21 protein-coding genes are annotated in these 15498 nt (G+C 65.0%); 4 read left to right on the forward strand and 17 right to left on the reverse strand.

The genetic code is table 11. The features are described 5' to 3' along the window. Window positions 1–46 precede the first annotated feature (46 nt). The 7 genes from WC704_RS08025 to hisB all read right to left on the reverse strand — a co-directional run bounded on the left by WC704_RS08025 (window position 47) and on the right by hisB (window position 4170). Entirely contained in the window at window positions 47–424 is a 378-nt protein-coding gene (locus WC704_RS08025) for a histidine triad nucleotide-binding protein (protein ID WP_372889390.1), read from the reverse strand. Between the two features lie 115 nt (window positions 425–539). Continuing rightward, window positions 540–860, reverse strand: coding sequence for a phosphoribosyl-ATP diphosphatase (locus tag WC704_RS08030; RefSeq protein ID WP_372889391.1), 321 nt, complete (start codon window positions 858–860; stop codon window positions 540–542). A 31-nt stretch (window positions 861–891) separates the two neighbouring features. Next, entirely contained in the window at window positions 892–1077 is a 186-nt protein-coding gene (locus tag WC704_RS08035) for a hypothetical protein (RefSeq protein WP_372889392.1), read from the reverse strand. Between the two features lie 98 nt (window positions 1078–1175). Then, the gene (gene hisF, locus WC704_RS08040) at window positions 1176–1946 is read right to left on the reverse strand and encodes an imidazole glycerol phosphate synthase subunit HisF (protein WP_372889393.1); all 771 of its coding nucleotides are present in this window, start codon (window positions 1944–1946) and stop codon (window positions 1176–1178) included. Between the two features lie 130 nt (window positions 1947–2076). Then, window positions 2077–2817 (reverse strand): 1-(5-phosphoribosyl)-5-[(5-phosphoribosylamino)methylideneamino]imidazole-4-carboxamide isomerase, encoded by a 741-nt coding sequence (hisA, locus tag WC704_RS08045; protein ID WP_372889394.1) that lies wholly within the window; start codon window positions 2815–2817, stop codon window positions 2077–2079. Continuing rightward, window positions 2814–3419 (reverse strand): imidazole glycerol phosphate synthase subunit HisH, encoded by a 606-nt coding sequence (hisH, locus tag WC704_RS08050; protein WP_372889395.1) that lies wholly within the window; start codon window positions 3417–3419, stop codon window positions 2814–2816. The genes hisA and hisH overlap by 4 nt, the downstream gene beginning before the upstream one ends. A 163-nt stretch (window positions 3420–3582) precedes the next feature. Continuing rightward, window positions 3583–4170: an imidazoleglycerol-phosphate dehydratase HisB gene (hisB, locus tag WC704_RS08055; protein ID WP_372889396.1), complete on the reverse strand. Its 588-nt coding sequence runs from the start codon at window positions 4168–4170 to the stop codon at window positions 3583–3585. Between the two features lie 97 nt (window positions 4171–4267). On the opposite strand from hisB, the gene WC704_RS08060 reads away from it, so the two are divergent. From WC704_RS08060 to gmk, 3 genes are all read left to right on the forward strand, one after another. Continuing rightward, window positions 4268–4750, forward strand: a complete 483-nt coding sequence (locus WC704_RS08060) for an SspB family protein (protein ID WP_372889397.1) — start codon at window positions 4268–4270, stop codon at window positions 4748–4750. Between the two features lie 142 nt (window positions 4751–4892). Next, entirely contained in the window at window positions 4893–6281 is a 1389-nt protein-coding gene (gene fumC, locus WC704_RS08065) for a class II fumarate hydratase (RefSeq protein WP_372889398.1), read from the forward strand. A gap of 307 nt (window positions 6282–6588) precedes the next feature. After that, window positions 6589–7245, forward strand: a complete 657-nt coding sequence (gmk, locus tag WC704_RS08070) for a guanylate kinase (RefSeq protein WP_341204673.1) — start codon at window positions 6589–6591, stop codon at window positions 7243–7245. On the opposite strand, the gene WC704_RS08075 is transcribed toward gmk, so the two are convergent. The 6 genes from WC704_RS08075 to WC704_RS08100 all read right to left on the reverse strand — a co-directional run bounded on the left by WC704_RS08075 (window position 7195) and on the right by WC704_RS08100 (window position 11234). Next, a complete protein-coding gene (locus tag WC704_RS08075; protein WP_372889399.1) occupies window positions 7195–7911 on the reverse strand; it encodes an ATP12 family protein in 717 nt (238 codons plus the stop codon). The genes gmk and WC704_RS08075 overlap by 51 nt on opposite strands. Window positions 7912–7970: 59 nt before the next feature. Next, a complete protein-coding gene (locus WC704_RS08080; RefSeq protein WP_372889400.1) occupies window positions 7971–8192 on the reverse strand; it encodes a hypothetical protein in 222 nt (73 codons plus the stop codon). Continuing rightward, window positions 8189–8866: an HAD-IA family hydrolase gene (locus tag WC704_RS08085; protein WP_372889401.1), complete on the reverse strand. Its 678-nt coding sequence runs from the start codon at window positions 8864–8866 to the stop codon at window positions 8189–8191. Before WC704_RS08085 ends, WC704_RS08080 begins: the two co-directional genes overlap by 4 nt. Continuing rightward, on the reverse strand, window positions 8863–9972 hold the full coding sequence (locus WC704_RS08090) for an RluA family pseudouridine synthase (RefSeq protein ID WP_372889402.1): 1110 nt from the start codon (window positions 9970–9972) through the stop codon (window positions 8863–8865). Before WC704_RS08090 ends, WC704_RS08085 begins: the two co-directional genes overlap by 4 nt. Next, window positions 9969–10343 carry a fluoride efflux transporter CrcB gene (gene crcB / locus WC704_RS08095; RefSeq protein WP_372889403.1) on the reverse strand — a complete coding sequence of 125 codons (375 nt, stop codon included), beginning with the start codon at window positions 10341–10343 and terminating at the stop codon, window positions 9969–9971. The genes WC704_RS08090 and crcB overlap by 4 nt, the downstream gene beginning before the upstream one ends. A 111-nt stretch (window positions 10344–10454) precedes the next feature. Continuing rightward, a complete protein-coding gene (locus WC704_RS08100; protein WP_372889404.1) occupies window positions 10455–11234 on the reverse strand; it encodes a hypothetical protein in 780 nt (259 codons plus the stop codon). A gap of 63 nt (window positions 11235–11297) precedes the next feature. On the opposite strand from WC704_RS08100, the gene WC704_RS08105 reads away from it, so the two are divergent. Beyond that, window positions 11298–11588 (forward strand): hypothetical protein, encoded by a 291-nt coding sequence (locus WC704_RS08105; protein WP_372889405.1) that lies wholly within the window; start codon window positions 11298–11300, stop codon window positions 11586–11588. 56 nt (window positions 11589–11644) lie between these two features. Here the strand turns inward: WC704_RS08105 and WC704_RS08110 are convergent, their stop codons facing one another. The 4 genes from WC704_RS08110 to WC704_RS08125 all read right to left on the reverse strand — a co-directional run bounded on the left by WC704_RS08110 (window position 11645) and on the right by WC704_RS08125 (window position 15487). After that, complete coding sequence (locus WC704_RS08110; RefSeq protein WP_372889406.1) at window positions 11645–12154, reverse strand: glycine zipper 2TM domain-containing protein; 510 nt, start codon at window positions 12152–12154, stop codon at window positions 11645–11647. A gap of 221 nt (window positions 12155–12375) precedes the next feature. After that, window positions 12376–12696, reverse strand: coding sequence for a glycine zipper 2TM domain-containing protein (locus WC704_RS08115; RefSeq protein WP_372889407.1), 321 nt, complete (start codon window positions 12694–12696; stop codon window positions 12376–12378). A gap of 663 nt (window positions 12697–13359) precedes the next feature. Next, window positions 13360–14295, reverse strand: a complete 936-nt coding sequence (locus tag WC704_RS08120; protein WP_372889408.1) for a bifunctional riboflavin kinase/FAD synthetase — start codon at window positions 14293–14295, stop codon at window positions 13360–13362. A 7-nt stretch (window positions 14296–14302) separates the two neighbouring features. Beyond that, complete coding sequence (locus WC704_RS08125) at window positions 14303–15487, reverse strand: dipeptidase (RefSeq protein WP_372889551.1); 1185 nt, start codon at window positions 15485–15487, stop codon at window positions 14303–14305. Window positions 15488–15498 lie beyond the last annotated feature (11 nt).

Genomic DNA, 15498 nt, shown 5'->3' on the forward strand with positions numbered 1-15498 from the left:
CGCTTGATATACGAGCCTAAAGCCAAAACGGGCGCGCGCAATCCCCTTAGCGTGCGAGCAGCGGCCCAAGCGCGCGTCCGGCGAAAATATGGACGTGAAGGTGCGGTACTTCCTGATGCGAATCGGTGCCGCTATTGGCGAGCAGCCGATATCCGGGCGCGACCAGCCCGGCATCACGCGCGACCTTGCCGACCGCGCGGACAAAGCCGGTGATTTCGGCATCGGACGCGTTCGCGCTGAAATCATCCCACGACACGTAGCGCCCCTTGGGGATCACCAGGATGTGCGTGGGGGATTGCGGGTTGATGTCGGGAAAGGCGAGGGCGTAGTCGTCCTCGTACAGCCGCGCCGCGGGAATTTCGCCGCGCAGGATTTTGGCGAAGACGTTCTGGTCGTCATAGGGCAAAGTGGCGTCGACGGGCATAAATTCCCCTCCCGCTTGCGGGAGGGGTTAGGGGAGGGGCTGTCCTCCTGGAGCTCCCGGCGGTGCTGGAGGTTCATGCCCTCCCCCAGCCCCTCCCGCAAGCGGGAGGGGAGATTTACGCGGTGCGCGCGGCCTTTTCGTCGATTCCCGATACGCCTTCGCGCCGTGCGATTTCGGCACGGATGTCGTCGAGCGTGACGTCGCACTCGGCCAGCAGCACGAGCAGGTGGAAGACGAGATCGGTCGCTTCACCCACCAATGCCGCCTTGTCCTCCACCAAAGCGGCGATGACGGTCTCGACTGCTTCCTCGCCAACCTTCTGCGCGATCTTGCGGCGGCCGCGCGCGAACAGCTTGGCGGTGTAGGAGGTTGCGGGATCGGCACCCTTGCGGGCGTGGATCGTGCGCTCGAGCTGATCGATCGGGTCTTGGGCCATGCGCCACGGCTGGCGCAAGTGCTGCCGCGCGTCAATCCTTGGGCGGGCGCTTCATAAAGCGTTTGCGAAGCGCGCGGCGCACCACGAACACGCCGATTGCGGCGACCACGAACAAAGCGACGTCCGACAGTTCGGGCCCGGTACGCGGGGTGACGACGCCGCTATGCGGGGCGGCGAGGGCGGGGGTGGCGAGCAACAGAGCGAAGAGGAAGCGCATGCGATGCGTATAGGGCGCGGCGTGGCGTCTTGCCTCTCTTTTCTTTCCTGCTTCTTCCGCATTTTCCTTCCCCGGCCTGCGCCGGGGAAGGATGGACCTCAGCCCGAAACCGGCCGCCGCACCGGGATGCCCGCTGCCGCCAGCGCGGCATGGGCGTCGGCAATGCTTGCTTCGCCGAAATGGAAGATCGAGGCGGCGAGCACCGCGCTGGCATGGCCCTCGCTGATCCCCGCGACGAGATCGGACAAACCACCGACCCCGCCTGAGGCGACCACCGGCACGCGCACCTGATCGGCAATGGTGCGGGTGAGCGCGAGGTCGAAGCCTTGCCGCGTGCCGTCGCGGTCCATCGAGGTGACGAGCAATTCGCCCGCGCCGAGTTCGGCCAGGCGCAGCGCGTGGGCGACGGCGTCGATGCCGGTCGCGCGCCGGCCGCCATGCGTGAACACTTCCCAACCGCCCTCCACCCGCCGCGCATCGACCGAGGCGACGACGCATTGGCTGCCGAAGCGATCGGCAAGATCGGCGACGAGGTCGGGCCGCGCCACCGCCGCGCTGTTGATCGCAACCTTGTCCGCGCCCGCCAGCAGCAGCGCGCGCGCATCCTCGACCGAGCGCACCCCGCCGCCGACGGTCAGCGGCATGAAGCACACTTCGGCGGTGCGGCGCACGACATCGAGGATCGTGCCGCGCGCTTCATGGCTGGCGGTGATGTCGAGGAAGCACAGTTCGTCCGCCCCCGCCGCATCATAAGCGCGCGCTTGCTCGACCGGGTCGCCGGCATCGCGCAGTTCGACGAAGTTGACGCCCTTGACGACGCGGCCATTGGCGACGTCGAGACAGGGGATGACGCGCGCGCGGACGGTCATATGTTCCTCCCCTCCCGCTTGCGGGAGGGGCTGGGGGTGGGCGCGCGCTCACCACGAAAGATACCGCTTGTTGTGGCCGGGAGCCCACCCCCGACCCCTCCCGCAAGCGGGAGGGGAGAAAGAAGAGCGCTCACGCCGCCGCCGCCGCCGCCACAGCCAGCGCCGTCGCCAGATCGAGCCGCCCGTCATACAGCGCGCGGCCCGTAATTACGCCTTCCACGCCATCGCGGTTATGCAGCGCGAGCACGTGGATTTCGGCAATGCCCTTCACGCCGCCACTGGCGATAACCGGAATGCGCACCGCGCGCGCCAGATCGACCGTTGCCTCGACATTGCAGCCTTTCAGCAAACCGTCGCGCCCGACATCGGTGAAGAGGAGGGCTGCGACGCCCGCATCCTCGAAGCGGCGCGCCATGTCGATCACTTCGACGGTCGAGACATCGGCCCAGCCCTTGGTCGCGACGAAGCCGTCGCGCGCATCGACCGCGACGACGATGCCGCCGGGAAAATCGCGTGCCGCTTCGCGCACCAAATCGGGGTTTTCGAGCGCGGCGGTGCCGATCACCACGCGCGACACGCCGAGGTCGAACCAGCGCTCTATCCCGGCGCGGTCGCGGATGCCGCCGCCCAATTGCACATGGCCGGGGAAGCGCTCGACGATCGCGCGCACCGCTTCGCCATTGACCGATTCGCCCGCGAACGCGCCGTCGAGATCGACGACGTGGAGATGCTCCGCGCCCGCTTGTGCGAACAGCATCGCCTGCGCGGCGGGATCGTCGCCATAGACGGTCGCGCGGTCCATATCGCCTTCGGCCAGGCGGACGACCTGGCCGCCCTTCAGATCAATGGCGGGGAAAACGATAAGGCTCATGGTTTCCAGCTCAAGAATCGCGTGAGAAGATCGAGCCCGTAACGCTGGCTCTTTTCGGGGTGGAATTGCACGCCCAGCATGTTGTCGCGGCCAATGGCGGCGGTGACCGGGCCGGCATGATCGGTGCCGGCGATTACATCGTCGCCCTCGAACGCGTAGGAATGCAGGAAATACGCCTCGCCGGGCACGATCAGCGGGTGCGCGACGCTCGGCACGACATCGTTCCAGCCCATGTGCGGCACCTTGGCGGATGGGTCGGCGGGGGTGAGGTGGCGGACCGTACCACGCATCCAGCCGAGCCCCTGATGCGTGCCCAGTTCCTCGCCGGTGTCGGCCATCAACTGCATCCCGACGCAAATGCCGAGAAAGGGCACGGCGTTCCGCCGCACGCGCTGTTCGAGCGCCTCGACCATGCCCGGCACCGCGCGCAGAGCCGCCGCGCACGCGCCGAACGCACCGACGCCGGGCAGGACGATGCGGTCGGCGGTTGTTACGGCGGCGGCATCGGCGGTGATGAGCACGTCGCGCGCGCCCGCTGCTTTCAGGGCATTGGCGACCGAATGCAGGTTGCCCGCGCCATAATCGATCAGGGCGAGGGTCACATTCCCCTCCCGCTTGCGAGCGCCGGGTCGGTCATGCCCCCGGCATGACCTGAAGAGCGCGGGGCGCTCTTCACCCGGCACTGGGTTAGGGGAGGGGATGGCAAGATAGCGGGCCGGGAGGACAGGCCCTCCCCCAGCCCCTCCCGCAAGCGGGAGGGGAGTTTCACAACGTCCCCTTGGTGCTGGGGATCACGCCTGCCTTGCGCGGGTCGATTTCGACCGCTTCGCGCAATGCCCGCGCGACGCCCTTGAAGGCGGCTTCGGCGATGTGGTGGTTGTTGGTGCCGTACAGCGTTTCGATGTGCAGCGTGATGCCTGCGGTCTGCGCGAAGGAATGGAAGAAATGCTCGAACATTTCGGTGTCCATTTCACCGAGGCGTTTTTGCGAAAATGCGGTTTTCCACACCAGATAGGGCCGCCCCGAAATATCGATCGCGACGCGGGTGAGCGTTTCGTCCATCGGTGACAGCGCATCGGCATAACGGCGGATGCCGCGCTTCTCGCCCAGCGCCTTCAGCACCGCTTCGCCGATCGCAAGGCCGGTATCCTCGACCGTGTGATGCTGGTCGATATGCAGATCGCCCACCGTCTTGATGTCCATGTCGATCAGCGAATGGCGGCTGAGCTGTTCGAGCATGTGATCGAAAAAGCCGATGCCGGTGGAGACGGTGTACGCCCCCGTGCCATCGAGGTTGACGGTGACGTCGATCGACGTCTCGCTGGTGTGGCGGCTGATCGTGGCGGTGCGCATGGTTTCCCCATAACGCGCTTGGGAACTCATGCAATCTTGCTGCCTATGTTGACTCCCCAATCTTGACGACGACGCAAAGCCCGCTACCCAAGGGCGCATGAGCGATGGCCTTCCCGATAGTCTGATTCCCTATGACGAGATCGTCCAGGAGGCGTTGCGTGCCGTGGTTGGCCGCGTGCTCGGTTCGGTTGCCAGCAATGGCGGCCTGCCGGGGGAGCATCACTTCTACATCACCTTCAAAACGCAGGCACCCGGCGTGGACATTCCGCAGCGCCTGATCGAGCGGTTTCCCGATGAAATGACGATCGTGATGCAGAATCGCTATTGGGATCTGCTGGTCGACGACACCAAATTCTCGGTTGGGCTGAGCTTCAGCCAGGTGCCCTCCAAGCTGGTCATTCCCTATTCGGCGATCACCGGCTTTCATGATCCCGCAGTCAATTTCGAATTGCGCTTCCAGGCAGCAGAGGGTCCCGAAGGGCCCGAGCCGCATGAGGAGGCGGAAAATGACGGCCCGACGATCAAGCCGGTCGAGGATGGATCGAACGTTGTCGCGGTGGATTTCAAGCGGAAGAAATAAGCCGGTCGGATAGGCGGCTCTCAGTTACACGACCATTTTCGTCACCCCGGGCTTGTCCCGGGGTCCACCGTGCCGCACATCGCACCCGATCGGCTTTGCAGCCCGGTGGATGCCGGGACAAGCCCGGCATGACGGAGTTGGCATGGTTCAGAACACCCGCACCGAAACCGATTCGCTCGGGAGCATCCAAGTCCCCGCATCCGCTTATTGGGGCGCGCAGACGCAGCGTTCGATCGAAAATTTCCCGTTTCCCGCGACCGAGCGGATGCCGATCGCGATCATCCATGCGCTCGCCATCGTCAAGCAGGCGGCGGCACGGGTGAACCGCCAGCATGGCCTGCCCGCCGAGATTGCCGATGCGATCGAGACGGCGGCGGCGGAGGTAGCGGCGGGCAAGCTCGACGATCAATTTCCTTTGGTCATCTGGCAGACCGGCAGCGGCACCCAGTCCAACATGAACGTCAATGAAGTGATCGCCGGGCGCGCCAATGAGCTGCTGACCGGGACGCGCGGCGGCAAGGTGCCGGTCCACCCCAACGATCACGTCAATATGAGCCAGTCGTCGAACGACAGCTTCCCGACCGCTTTGCACATTGCGGCCTCGTTGGGCGTGACCGAGCGGCTCTATCCGGCGCTCGACCGGCTTTATGCGGCGCTCGACAGCAAGGCGCGCGACTGGACCGAGATCGTCAAGATTGGCCGCACGCATTTGCAGGATGCGACACCGGTCACGCTCGGGCAGGAATTTTCGGGATACGCCAACCAGGTCTATCGCTGCCGCCGACGGATCGACCCGGCAATCACGCATGGCACTAACCGGCTGGCGCAGGGCGGCACCGCGGTCGGCACCGGGCTGAATGCCCCGGTCGGTTTTGCCGAAGATGTCTGCCGCGCGATTGCCGAGATTACCGGCCTGCCGTTCCACCCGGCCGAGAATGCGTTCGAGGCGCTCGCCTCGAACGATCCGATCGTGCATGTGTCGGGCACGCTCAACACGCTGGCGGTCGCGCTGACCAAGATCGCCAACGACATTCGCTTGCTGGGTTCAGGCCCGCGTTCGGGGTTGGGCGAGTTGCATTTGCCGGAGAATGAACCCGGTAGCTCGATCATGCCGGGCAAGATCAATCCGACGCAGTGCGAAATGCTGACGATGGTGGCGGCGCAAGTCATCGGCAATCATCAGGCGATCACCATTGGCGGCCTACAGGGGCATCTCGAACTCAACGTGTTCAAGCCGATGCTAGGGGCGGCGCTGCTGCGCTCGATCGATTTGCTGAGCGTCGGGATGGCGAGTTTCGCCGAACGCTGTGTCGAGGGGATCGAACCGAATCGCGCGCGGATCGCCGAACTGGTCGAGCGCTCGCTGATGCTGGTCACCGCACTCGCGCCCGAAATCGGCTATGACAATGCCGCCAAGATCGCCAAACACGCGCACCATGAAGGGCTGACCCTCAAGGAAGCAGGACTAGCGCTCGGACTGGTCGATGCCGAGACGTTCGATCGCTTAGTCCGCCCCGAAACGATGGTCTAAAGCGCCGCAGGCATTCTCTCTCCTTCTGCTCCGCGTCCTCTGCGCCTCTGCGCGAATCATTCTTCCTTTTGTTCGCGCAGAGGCACGGAGGACGCAGAGGCGCAGAGGGGGGACGGGATGTAGCGCGGGCGCGCGATTTGTGGAGGAGATGTGTTTCGCTTCGCTGGCTTTGACCTTCGCCACTGGCTGGCTGGTGCTGCACGGGATCGGCAAAGTGAAGGATCAGGTGTTCGGCCCGAGCGCGCGCGAACGCTGATCGGCGACGCCACGCCTTGACGAGAGGGTCACGCCCGCGCCAAAGGCGCGCATGGTCGACCATCGCGCTTCTCAACCCAAGAACTTCAAACGCCGCGGGCTGATGTTCGTGTTGTCCTCTCCCTCGGGGGCAGGCAAGTCGACCATCGCCAACCGGTTGCTGAAGGAAGAGCGCAACAAGCTCAAAATGTCAGTGTCTTACACCACCCGCGCGCCGCGTAAGGGCGAGGTTGAGGGCAAGGATTATCACTTCGTCGACAAGGAAACCTTCCGCGCGATGGCGGAGGACGACCAGTTCCTCGAATGGGCGCGCGTGTTCGACGAACGCTACGGCACGCCGCGCGACACCGTGTTCAAGGATCTGGAACACGGCCAGGACATTCTGTTCGACATCGATTGGCAGGGCGCGCAGCAGCTTTTCCAATTGGCGGGCGGCGATGTCGTGCGCGTGTTTATCTTGCCGCCAGGCCTCAAGACGTTGCGCGAACGGCTCGAAAAGCGCGCCACCGACACGCAGGACGTGATCGACCGGCGCATGGACCGCGCGCTCGCCGAGGTGAGCCATTGGGACGGCTATGATTACGTGCTGGTCAATGACGATCTCGACGATTGTTATGACTGCGTGCAGACGATCCTGACCGCCGAGCGGCTCAAGCGCTCACGCCAGCGCGGGATGATCGGCTTCATCCGCCGCCTGCCCGAGCGTTAAGAAGCGCACGCCGGCGCCGAAATCGCGACGCCGTGCTGCGATTCCGGCGGCGGCGAGCGGATCGCGGCCCCAACGTTCGGCCTGATACTCTTCATCGAGCGTAACAGCGTCCCACACCTGTTCGGCACTCGCCGCGCCCTCCGCGAGTGCCAGCGCCGCGATCAGCGATCCGCCAATGGTGACGATCGGCGAAAGGGCGGCGAGCGCGAACGCGTCGCGTGCGGCAATCGCAGACCCCAGTCGCGTAAGCGTGGCGGCGGGTTGCGCGCGGTGGAGGATGCCGGTGGCGACCTCGATTTGCACGTCATAGCGTCTCCGCGCCCAGTCGAGCAGCGGATCCCACAGTGCGGCTTGCCGGGCGACGAGATCGTCGGGCGAATCCGTGCGGTAACAAAGCAGGTCACTCTCCGCATAAGTGGCGAGGCCACGCGCGAACAGCGCAGGATCAGGGCCGACCCGGTCGATCGCGGCATTGGCAAGGCCGGTCAACGGCATTGCGAGCGGGTTGATCTCCCCTTCCACATCGCGCCACTCGGCGGCAATCGCTTCGGCCAGCGCCAGCGTCGGCACCGCCAGCGGCACACGCCCGGGGGTGCGCACGGGCTTACCATCGAGATGGACGATGCGATTTTGATCGAGCGTAACGTCGGTCCAGAAGCGTTTCATGCTGTTCTCCATACAGCGGCTTCGCGCTGTGTCGAACGCAACCGGTTTGGCTCCAACCGCTATTGCGCGGGCGGCGAGCGCCAGCGTTTGGCCAGCGCGCGCGGGACGATGGCGATCATCAGCAGCGCCGACAGCACCAGCGCGGTGCCGATGATCTTCGGGATTGGCGCATCGGCGCGCGCGATCAGCACCAGGCCAAGCAAGGCCCCGGCCGACCCGCCGATGCGCGTTGCGGTGATTGCGAGATAGCGGTTGCGGACGGTCGCATCAGGATCGGTCACCGCTGCGTCTCCTGAAAAGTAACTAGCCGGGGCAGCGCCGCCACCGTCGATGCGATGGCATGCGCGCCCGCAGCCGTCAGCTCGTCCACAGGGTGATAGCCCCAGGCGACGCCGAGCGCGCGTGCCCCCGCCGCGCGCGCCATGAGAATGTCATAGCTCGTATCGCCGATCATCACCGTTGTTTCGGGGATTGCGCCCGAATCGGCCATCGCTGTCTCAATCATGGACGGATGTGGCTTTGACGGGTGGCGATCGGCGGTCTGCAACGTCACGAATCGGTCGGCAATGCCGTGATGGGCGAGGATATGGGCAAGCCCGCGATCGGATTTGCCAGTGGCAACGCCCAGCATCCAGCCATCGCCGCGCAACAGATCGAGTACCTCGACAATCCCGTCGTACAGCGGCTCCTCGGTCATCGCGCCCGCTGTCCGCATCTTGAAGAAGGCGGCTTTATAGTCGGCGGCGAGGCTCTGGTGCAGCGCATCCTCGCCTTCGGGCAGCAAATGCCGCATCGCCTCGACCAGGCTCAGCCCGACGATTCGCCGAATCGTGGGCCGCTCGGGCGGGGCGAGCTTCGCCGCCGCAAAGGCTTGCTCGACCGACCGACAAATATTGTCCTGACTGTCGACCAGCGTGCCGTCACAATCGAAGAGCGCGAGGCGTGTGGCGCTCAAGACGCCGCGCCCCGACGCCGCCGTTCGCCCTTGCGGTCCTTGCGGACGGTCTTGGCGTGCTGGCGCGCCTGTTGTTTCTTGACCGCGCGGCTTGGCGGCGGCGGCGATTCGAGCGGCATTGTGTTGCCGAGCATCTCGTCGAAACCGAGCTGCTTGAGGCTCTCGGCGAAGTGCGTCGGCAATTCGGCCTGCACATCGATCGCGCCGCCATCGGGATGGTCGATGCGGATCCGCCTGGAATGCAGGTGCATTTTGCGCGAGATATTGCCGGTCAGGAACGCGGTCTGCCCGCCATATTTGCCGTCGCCGACAATGGGATGGCCGATCGCCGCCAGATGTACGCGTAACTGATGCGTGCGACCGGTATAGGGGATCAGCTCAAGCCAGGCGGTGGTGGTGCCCGCCATTTCGATGACGCGGTAACGCGTCCGTGCCGGGCTGCCTTCCTTCTCATCGACGTGCATCTTTTCGCCGCCCGAGCCAGGCTGTTTGGCGATCGGCAGTTCGATCATCCCGTCCTCGATCGACGGCACGCCGACGACCAGCGCCCAATAGGTTTTGCGCGCGGTGCGCGAGGAGAAGGACTTGGAGAAATAGGCAGCCGCGCGCGCCGTCCGCGCGATCAGCAACGCGCCAGACGTATCCTTGTCGAGCCGGTGGACCAGCTTGGGGCGACCTTCCAGATCATCCTGCAAGGCATCGAGCAGGCCATCGACATGCTCGATCGTCTTGGTGCCGCCTTGGGTGGCAAGACCGGGCGGCTTGTTGAGCACGATCGCCTGCGCATCGCGGTGGATGACCATCTCGCGCGCGAAGGTGATTTCATCGTCGCTGAGCGGCGGTCGTTCGCGCTTGACCGGGGCATCGACCCGGACCGGTTCCGCAGGCGGTACGCGGATCGATTGGCCGGTGGTGACATGATCGCCGGGCTTGGCGCGCGCGCCGTCGACGCGGAGTTGCCCGGTGCGTGCCCATTTGGCGACGGTGGTGTAGCTGGTGTCGGGCAAATGCCGCTTGAACCAGCGGTCGAGCCGGATGCCGTCATCATCCACGCCGACAGTGAACTGACGGACGTCGGAGGTTGCTTTGGTGGGGCCGTCGCTCATGCCGCCACCCGCACGCTGGTGAGGCCGACGAACACGGCAAGGATCGAACCGATTACCGAGACCAGCACATAGCCCAAAGCGGTTCCGACACTACCGCGCTCGATCAGCGCGATGGTATCGAGCGAGAAGGACGAGAAGGTGGTGAACCCGCCCAGCACGCCGACGCCGAGCAGCAAGCGCCACGCCTCGCCATTGGTGTGGCGCGCGAGAAGGCCCGCGAGCACCCCCATTGCCAGCCCGCCGACCAGATTGACCGTCAGCGTGCCATAAGGAAAATTGGGGCCGAACCCGGCGAGCGTGGCGCGCCCGACGAGAAAGCGCGCGGCAGACCCGAGCGCGCCGCCCGCCATGACGAGGATAAGTTGGTACATGGGGGTGCGTTAGCGCGGATTGACACAAAAATGAACCTTTTCCCCAGCGATGCCGCGCGGGGGATGGATTGGCGGTGGCGTGGCGATCGTTTCACGCTGCGTAAAGGCGGCTTAATTGCCGTTATTGGCGATCAAATCGACATCGGTGCCGCCATCGCGGCGCGGGCTGAGGAACAGCACATAGGCCCCGCCATCCCGGTCGCGCGTACCGCCGAGCGTATGCTGGGTGCCGTCCGACTGATGTTCGGCAGTGAAGCCGGTGTTGGTGACGCGGGTATAATACCAATCGACCACGGTTTGCAGCCGCGCATTGGTTGAAAAGCTGACCGCGCGCAGCGCGCAGGCATTGGTGTTTGCGCCCGCCGCTTCGATCACGCGTGCGCCAGGGTAAAGCGGAACGTCCACCGGCAGGCGATCGGCCCAGCTCGCCGAATAGCGCATCGCGCCCGCACAGGCGCTGGTACGGCGGTCCTTCTGGCGCGAGGCGAGCGCCCCCAGCGTCAGCGATTCGCGCGCCGCAGTGCAGGCGGGGCAATCCGCGCCCGGGGCCGGTGTGGATTTGATCGTTTCGCTGGTGGAGGCTCCGGCGGTGCCGGGCGTGCTGCCCGGTGGCTGCGCGATGCCGGTTGGCGGCACCCCGCCCGAATAAGGCTGCGCCGGCGGGCGCACGCTGTCGGCATTGGCATGTTGCGCAAGCGCGGGATCGACCATGATCTGATCGTGCAGCGCCGCGGTCATCGCCGGGTCGCTGGCATTGGCGCTGCCCGAACCCGCCTCGACCAGTTCGTTATCGAGCGAATCGAGATTGCGGTCTTCCTCGCGCGTGCCGCACGCGAGCAGAGCGAGCGGCAAAGCCACGACGCTCAGAATGCGGAGGCGGTTGCGGACCATCGATGGAAAGCTCCAATAACAGTCTGCGCTCTTGCACCGGGTTCGGTTAAAAAAACGTTGGGTATGGCAATCGCGACACCATCACCGGTTGCGCGCCGCGACGGGGAAGGTCATGGTCCGCGCATGGGCTTGGTCGTCAATCTCCTCTCGATTCTGGTGGGCCTGCTGGCATTGCCGGTGGCCCTGGTTGGCCTGGTGCCGTTTTTCGGGATCGCCAACTATCTCGCGATACCGATTGCCGTGGTCGGCGCGGCGATCGGCATTTTGTCGGGGCACAAGACCGGTCGTAATTTCAATATTTTCGTTATCGTGGTCGCGGTGGTTCGCCTGATCCTGGGCGGCGGCCTGCTGTAACGGCAAACGGCCCGACGCTTGCGCGCCGGGCCCTCCGTTCCGCCCTTAACCAGGCATTAGCGGCAGATGACCTTGCCGCGATCGATCGACTGGCCGAGCAACGCGCCCGCACCGCCGCCGAGCAAAGTGCCGAGCGTGCGCGAGCCGCCACCCGCCAGCGTATTGCCGAGCAAACCGCCGGTCAGGCCGCCGATGATGAGCCCGGTGGTGCCATCGCTGCGGCGGCAATAATAACGGTTGTCGCTGCCGCGATAGATGCGGTCGTTGCGGCCGAGGCGGCGCGGCTGGTAATAACGGCCATCGCGATAATAACGGTCGGCATAATAGGTGCGCTGGCCGGGCTCGTAGCGATTATAGTCATAGCCGCGATATTGCTGCCAATTGCGCTGGCCCGCATTTTGCCGGTAGTCGCGACGGTCATCTCGGCGGTCATCCCGATGGTCGCGGCGCTCGGCTCGGTCATCGCGACGCTGGTCCTGGCGGTCGCCCCGATAGTCCTGGGCGACGGCCGGAATGGCGGTCAGCGTGGTCGCGGCCATTGCGGCGGCGAGAAAAAACGTGCGCATGGGAAATGCTCCTTGGGTAATCCGTGGTGGATCACCAACAGAACCCACGGCCACGCGCGAGGTTGCGTGAATGTAAAACTACAATGCGTTCACACACCCGCAAGCCGCGTGTGGCGACCAACATGGCCGATGCGCCGCGTGTCGCTACCGCCATTTTTCACGAAAAAAGGCACGGACCGTGATGGGTCCGCGCCTGATATAGTACTGCTGTTTAACGCTGCTTAGTTGCAGCGACGATCGGCGGTGCTGGCGCGATCGATGGCACGGCCGCCAAACGCTCCGGCGACACCGCCAAGCACCGTGCCGAGCGTCTTGTCGCCATGCCCCGCAATCGAATTGCCGAGCAACGCGCCGCCGACGCCACCGACGATCAGCCCGGTCGTTCCGTCGGAATGGCGGCAATAGCGGCGTCCATCGCGACCCTGATATTCGCGCGGCTGATAATAATGGCGCTTGCGCGCTTCGGCCTGGCTGATGGGGACCGCCATCGTAGCGGGGATGACGACAGCGGCGGCGCTGAGCGCGAGGATGAAGGTACGCATGACAATTCTCCCGTGAGGTTACGACTTGCTTTGAATCAATCTCGAAGACGTAACGATCTCGATTCTACTTAAGTTTCATGAACCTGAAACAACCGCATGTTCAGGTAAGGATCGGTCGAACGGGCGGGAGATGCCGGGCGCGAAAGTCTATCCCCGTTATCCACATTATCCACAGGCACGATTCGGTATTTTCGGCTTGGTGCGACTCGCCGATCATGACAGCATCACATCTGTAAGCAGCGGGTGAAAATTCGGGAAACTGAAGATACATCAACTGCTTATGCTGCAAGAGATGGTATGGTGCCTCACGGAAACCTGCGATCGATCGGTAGCGGAGGGATGGCAAGGATCATCGGGTGGGCTTTGTGCGAGCAAGGTATTCGACCGGTGGTTGCGAGGCGCCCTTCCAGAGATGTTCTGGCCCGGTTGTTCCGCGACGAAGGGGCAGGACATGGGTGATGGACGATCGGAACGCTTCTTCCACGAGGAGAGTGCTGCGGTCGGAAGATCGCCGAAACGCGTCGGTCGTGTCCTTTGGGCGCGGTCGGGGCGAGCCGCCACGGCTGGACGGCGCGGGCGCTTCCCTGCGGGGCAGTGTCGAGTGCATTCGGGTGAGGCGACAGGGGGTCGGCAGCGATGCCGGCCCCTTTTGCGTTTCGCGCTCTAGCGTGGTTCCGCTGCCAGGATGGCGCGCGCCTGCGCACAATCCTGCTCCATCTGCGCCGTGAGCGCGTCGAGCGTGTCGAATTTTGCTTCGGGCCGCAGATACTCGATAAGCGCGACTTCGATCGTCTGGCCATACAGATTTTCGGAAAAATCGAAGAAGAACGGCTCCAGCAATTCCTTGGGTGGATCGAAACTCGGGCGAATGCCGAGATTGGCTGCGCCATCGAGCACGCGCCCGTCGGGTAAGCGCCCGCGCACCGCGTAGATTCCATAGGCCGGGCGCAAATAGCTGCCCATGTCGAGATTGGCGGTGGGATAACCAATCGTGCGGCCGAGCTTGTCGCCATGCTGCACCGTGCCCGCTACCGCGAATGGGCGCGTCAGCAGCCGCGCCGCGCCGCGCGGGTCGCCCGCCTCGAGCCGGGTGCGGATTCGGCTGGAGGAGACGGGCTCTCCGTCGCGCAGGACCGGGCCGACGGTATCGACCGAAAAGCCGTTCTTGCGACCGAGATTGGCCAGCACCTCCACTGTCCCGCTCTTGGCCTTGCCGAAGGTGAAGTCCTCGCCCGTTACGACGCCGCCAATACCGATCTTGTCGAGCAACCGGTCGCCGACGAACTCGAGCGCGCTCAGCGCGGCGAGCGCCGCATCGAACCGGAAGACGACCATCGCATCGGCCCCGGCTTCGGCGAAGAGCCGCTCGCGTTGGTCGAGCGTGGTCAGGCGGAAGGGGGCGGTGTCGGGGCGGAAATGGCGCACGGGATGCGGATCGAAGGTGGCGACCAATGCCGGGCGTCCCTCGGCGCGCGCGCGCTCCACCGCGCGACCCACCACCGCCTGGTGGCCAAGGTGAAATCCATCGAAATTGCCAAGCGCGACGATGCCCGCGCGCAAGGCCGCGGGAACCACCGAGCCGCCGTCGAGCCGCTGCATCCGCGCGCTATACGGCCCGCTTTGCGGCGGCGCTAGGGGCGATCCCGGCCTTCAGGACGCGCAGAACGTTGCCACCCATCACCTTGGCGATGTCGGTGTCGCTGAAGCCGCGATCGATCAGCGCCTGCGTCACGGCGGCCAATTGGCTGGCGTCGAAACCTGTGGTCACCGCGCCATCGAAATCCGATCCGAGCCCGACATGGTCGATCCCCACGACATCGCGCACATGCGCGATTGCGGCGGCAGCGGCGGCGGGCGTTGTCGAGCAGATCGCGGCATCCCAATAGCCGATGCCGATCACGCCGCCGGTGCGGGCGATGCCGCGAATTTCGTCATCGGTCAGGTTGCGGTTGACCTTGCAGGTCGCCTGCACGCCGCCGTGGCTGGCGACGATCGGGCGCTGCGCCATCGCCAGCACCTCGGCAATCGTCGCATGGCTGGAATGCGCGACATCGACGACCATGCCGAGCGCCTCCATCCGCCGCACCACTTGGCGACCGAGTGGGGTAAGCCCGCCTTTGGCTTCGCCGTGCATCGAGCCCGCCACTTCATTATCGAAAAAGTGCGCGAGCCCCGCCATGCGGAAACCGGCGCGATACAGGACATCGAGATTGGCCAGCTTGCCCTCAAGATCCTGCAAACCTTCGATCGAGAGCATCCCGCCGACGACCTTTTGCCCGGCCGTGCGATCCGCCAGCAGCCGGTCGAGATCGGCGGGCGAGCGGATCACCCGCAACTGTCCGCGCGAGGCGGCGGCGTAGCGATCGAGCTTCTGCGCGTGCCAGAGCGAACGTTGCAGCAGCGAGCCCCAGGTACGTGGGGGTTGCAGATCGGCGATGGTGAGCGCGGTGATATTGTCGGTATCGGATGGGTTCGCCTCGTAATTCTGGCCCTTGGGCGTCTTGGTCACCGAGGAGAACACTTGCAGCGCATAATTGCCCGCCAGCAGGCGTGGCAGATCGATTTGCCCGCGCTCCGACCGGTCGAGCAGGCTACGCTGCCACAGCAAGGTGTCGGCGTGCATGTCGGCGATTTGCAGCGTCGCGTGCAGCGCACGGGCGCGCGGGCTGATCTTGAGCGGGATCGCGACGACCTGATTCATCCCGCGCTCGACGATGCCGGGGGCGAGCGTGAAGAAGAGGATCGCGGCAATGAGAATGAGGGCGAGGCCGCCCAGCAGGATTTTGCGCATCGCTTCATCAC

Source organism: Sphingomonas sp., from assembly GCF_041661885.1.
Classification (GTDB): Bacteria; Pseudomonadota; Alphaproteobacteria; order Sphingomonadales; family Sphingomonadaceae; genus Sphingomonas.

Coding starts and splice junctions, on each gene's coding strand:
- WC704_RS08120 (WP_372889408.1), bottom strand. CDS start 14,295: ATGCAGCGGCTCGACGGCGGCTCGGTGGTTCCCGCGGCCTTGCGCGCG.
- WC704_RS08035 (WP_372889392.1), bottom strand. CDS start 1,077: ATGCGCTTCCTCTTCGCTCTGTTGCTCGCCACCCCCGCCCTCGCCGCC.
- WC704_RS08110 (WP_372889406.1), bottom strand. CDS start 12,154: ATGCGCACGTTTTTTCTCGCCGCCGCAATGGCCGCGACCACGCTGACC.
- hisF (WP_372889393.1), bottom strand. CDS start 1,946: ATGACCGTCCGCGCGCGCGTCATCCCCTGTCTCGACGTCGCCAATGGC.
- WC704_RS08105 (WP_372889405.1), top strand. CDS start 11,298: ATGGCAATCGCGACACCATCACCGGTTGCGCGCCGCGACGGGGAAGGT.
- WC704_RS08090 (WP_372889402.1), bottom strand. CDS start 9,972: ATGAGCGACGGCCCCACCAAAGCAACCTCCGACGTCCGTCAGTTCACT.
- WC704_RS08060 (WP_372889397.1), top strand. CDS start 4,268: ATGAGCGATGGCCTTCCCGATAGTCTGATTCCCTATGACGAGATCGTC.
- hisB (WP_372889396.1), bottom strand. CDS start 4,170: ATGCGCACCGCCACGATCAGCCGCCACACCAGCGAGACGTCGATCGAC.
- crcB (WP_372889403.1), bottom strand. CDS start 10,343: ATGTACCAACTTATCCTCGTCATGGCGGGCGGCGCGCTCGGGTCTGCC.
- WC704_RS08030 (WP_372889391.1), bottom strand. CDS start 860: ATGGCCCAAGACCCGATCGATCAGCTCGAGCGCACGATCCACGCCCGC.
- fumC (WP_372889398.1), top strand. CDS start 4,893: ATGGTTCAGAACACCCGCACCGAAACCGATTCGCTCGGGAGCATCCAA.
- hisA (WP_372889394.1), bottom strand. CDS start 2,817: ATGAGCCTTATCGTTTTCCCCGCCATTGATCTGAAGGGCGGCCAGGTC.
- WC704_RS08125 (WP_372889551.1), bottom strand. CDS start 15,487: ATGCGCAAAATCCTGCTGGGCGGCCTCGCCCTCATTCTCATTGCCGCG.
- WC704_RS08100 (WP_372889404.1), bottom strand. CDS start 11,234: ATGGTCCGCAACCGCCTCCGCATTCTGAGCGTCGTGGCTTTGCCGCTC.
- WC704_RS08075 (WP_372889399.1), bottom strand. CDS start 7,911: ATGAAACGCTTCTGGACCGACGTTACGCTCGATCAAAATCGCATCGTC.
- WC704_RS08115 (WP_372889407.1), bottom strand. CDS start 12,696: ATGCGTACCTTCATCCTCGCGCTCAGCGCCGCCGCTGTCGTCATCCCC.
- gmk (WP_341204673.1), top strand. CDS start 6,589: ATGGTCGACCATCGCGCTTCTCAACCCAAGAACTTCAAACGCCGCGGG.
- WC704_RS08025 (WP_372889390.1), bottom strand. CDS start 424: ATGCCCGTCGACGCCACTTTGCCCTATGACGACCAGAACGTCTTCGCC.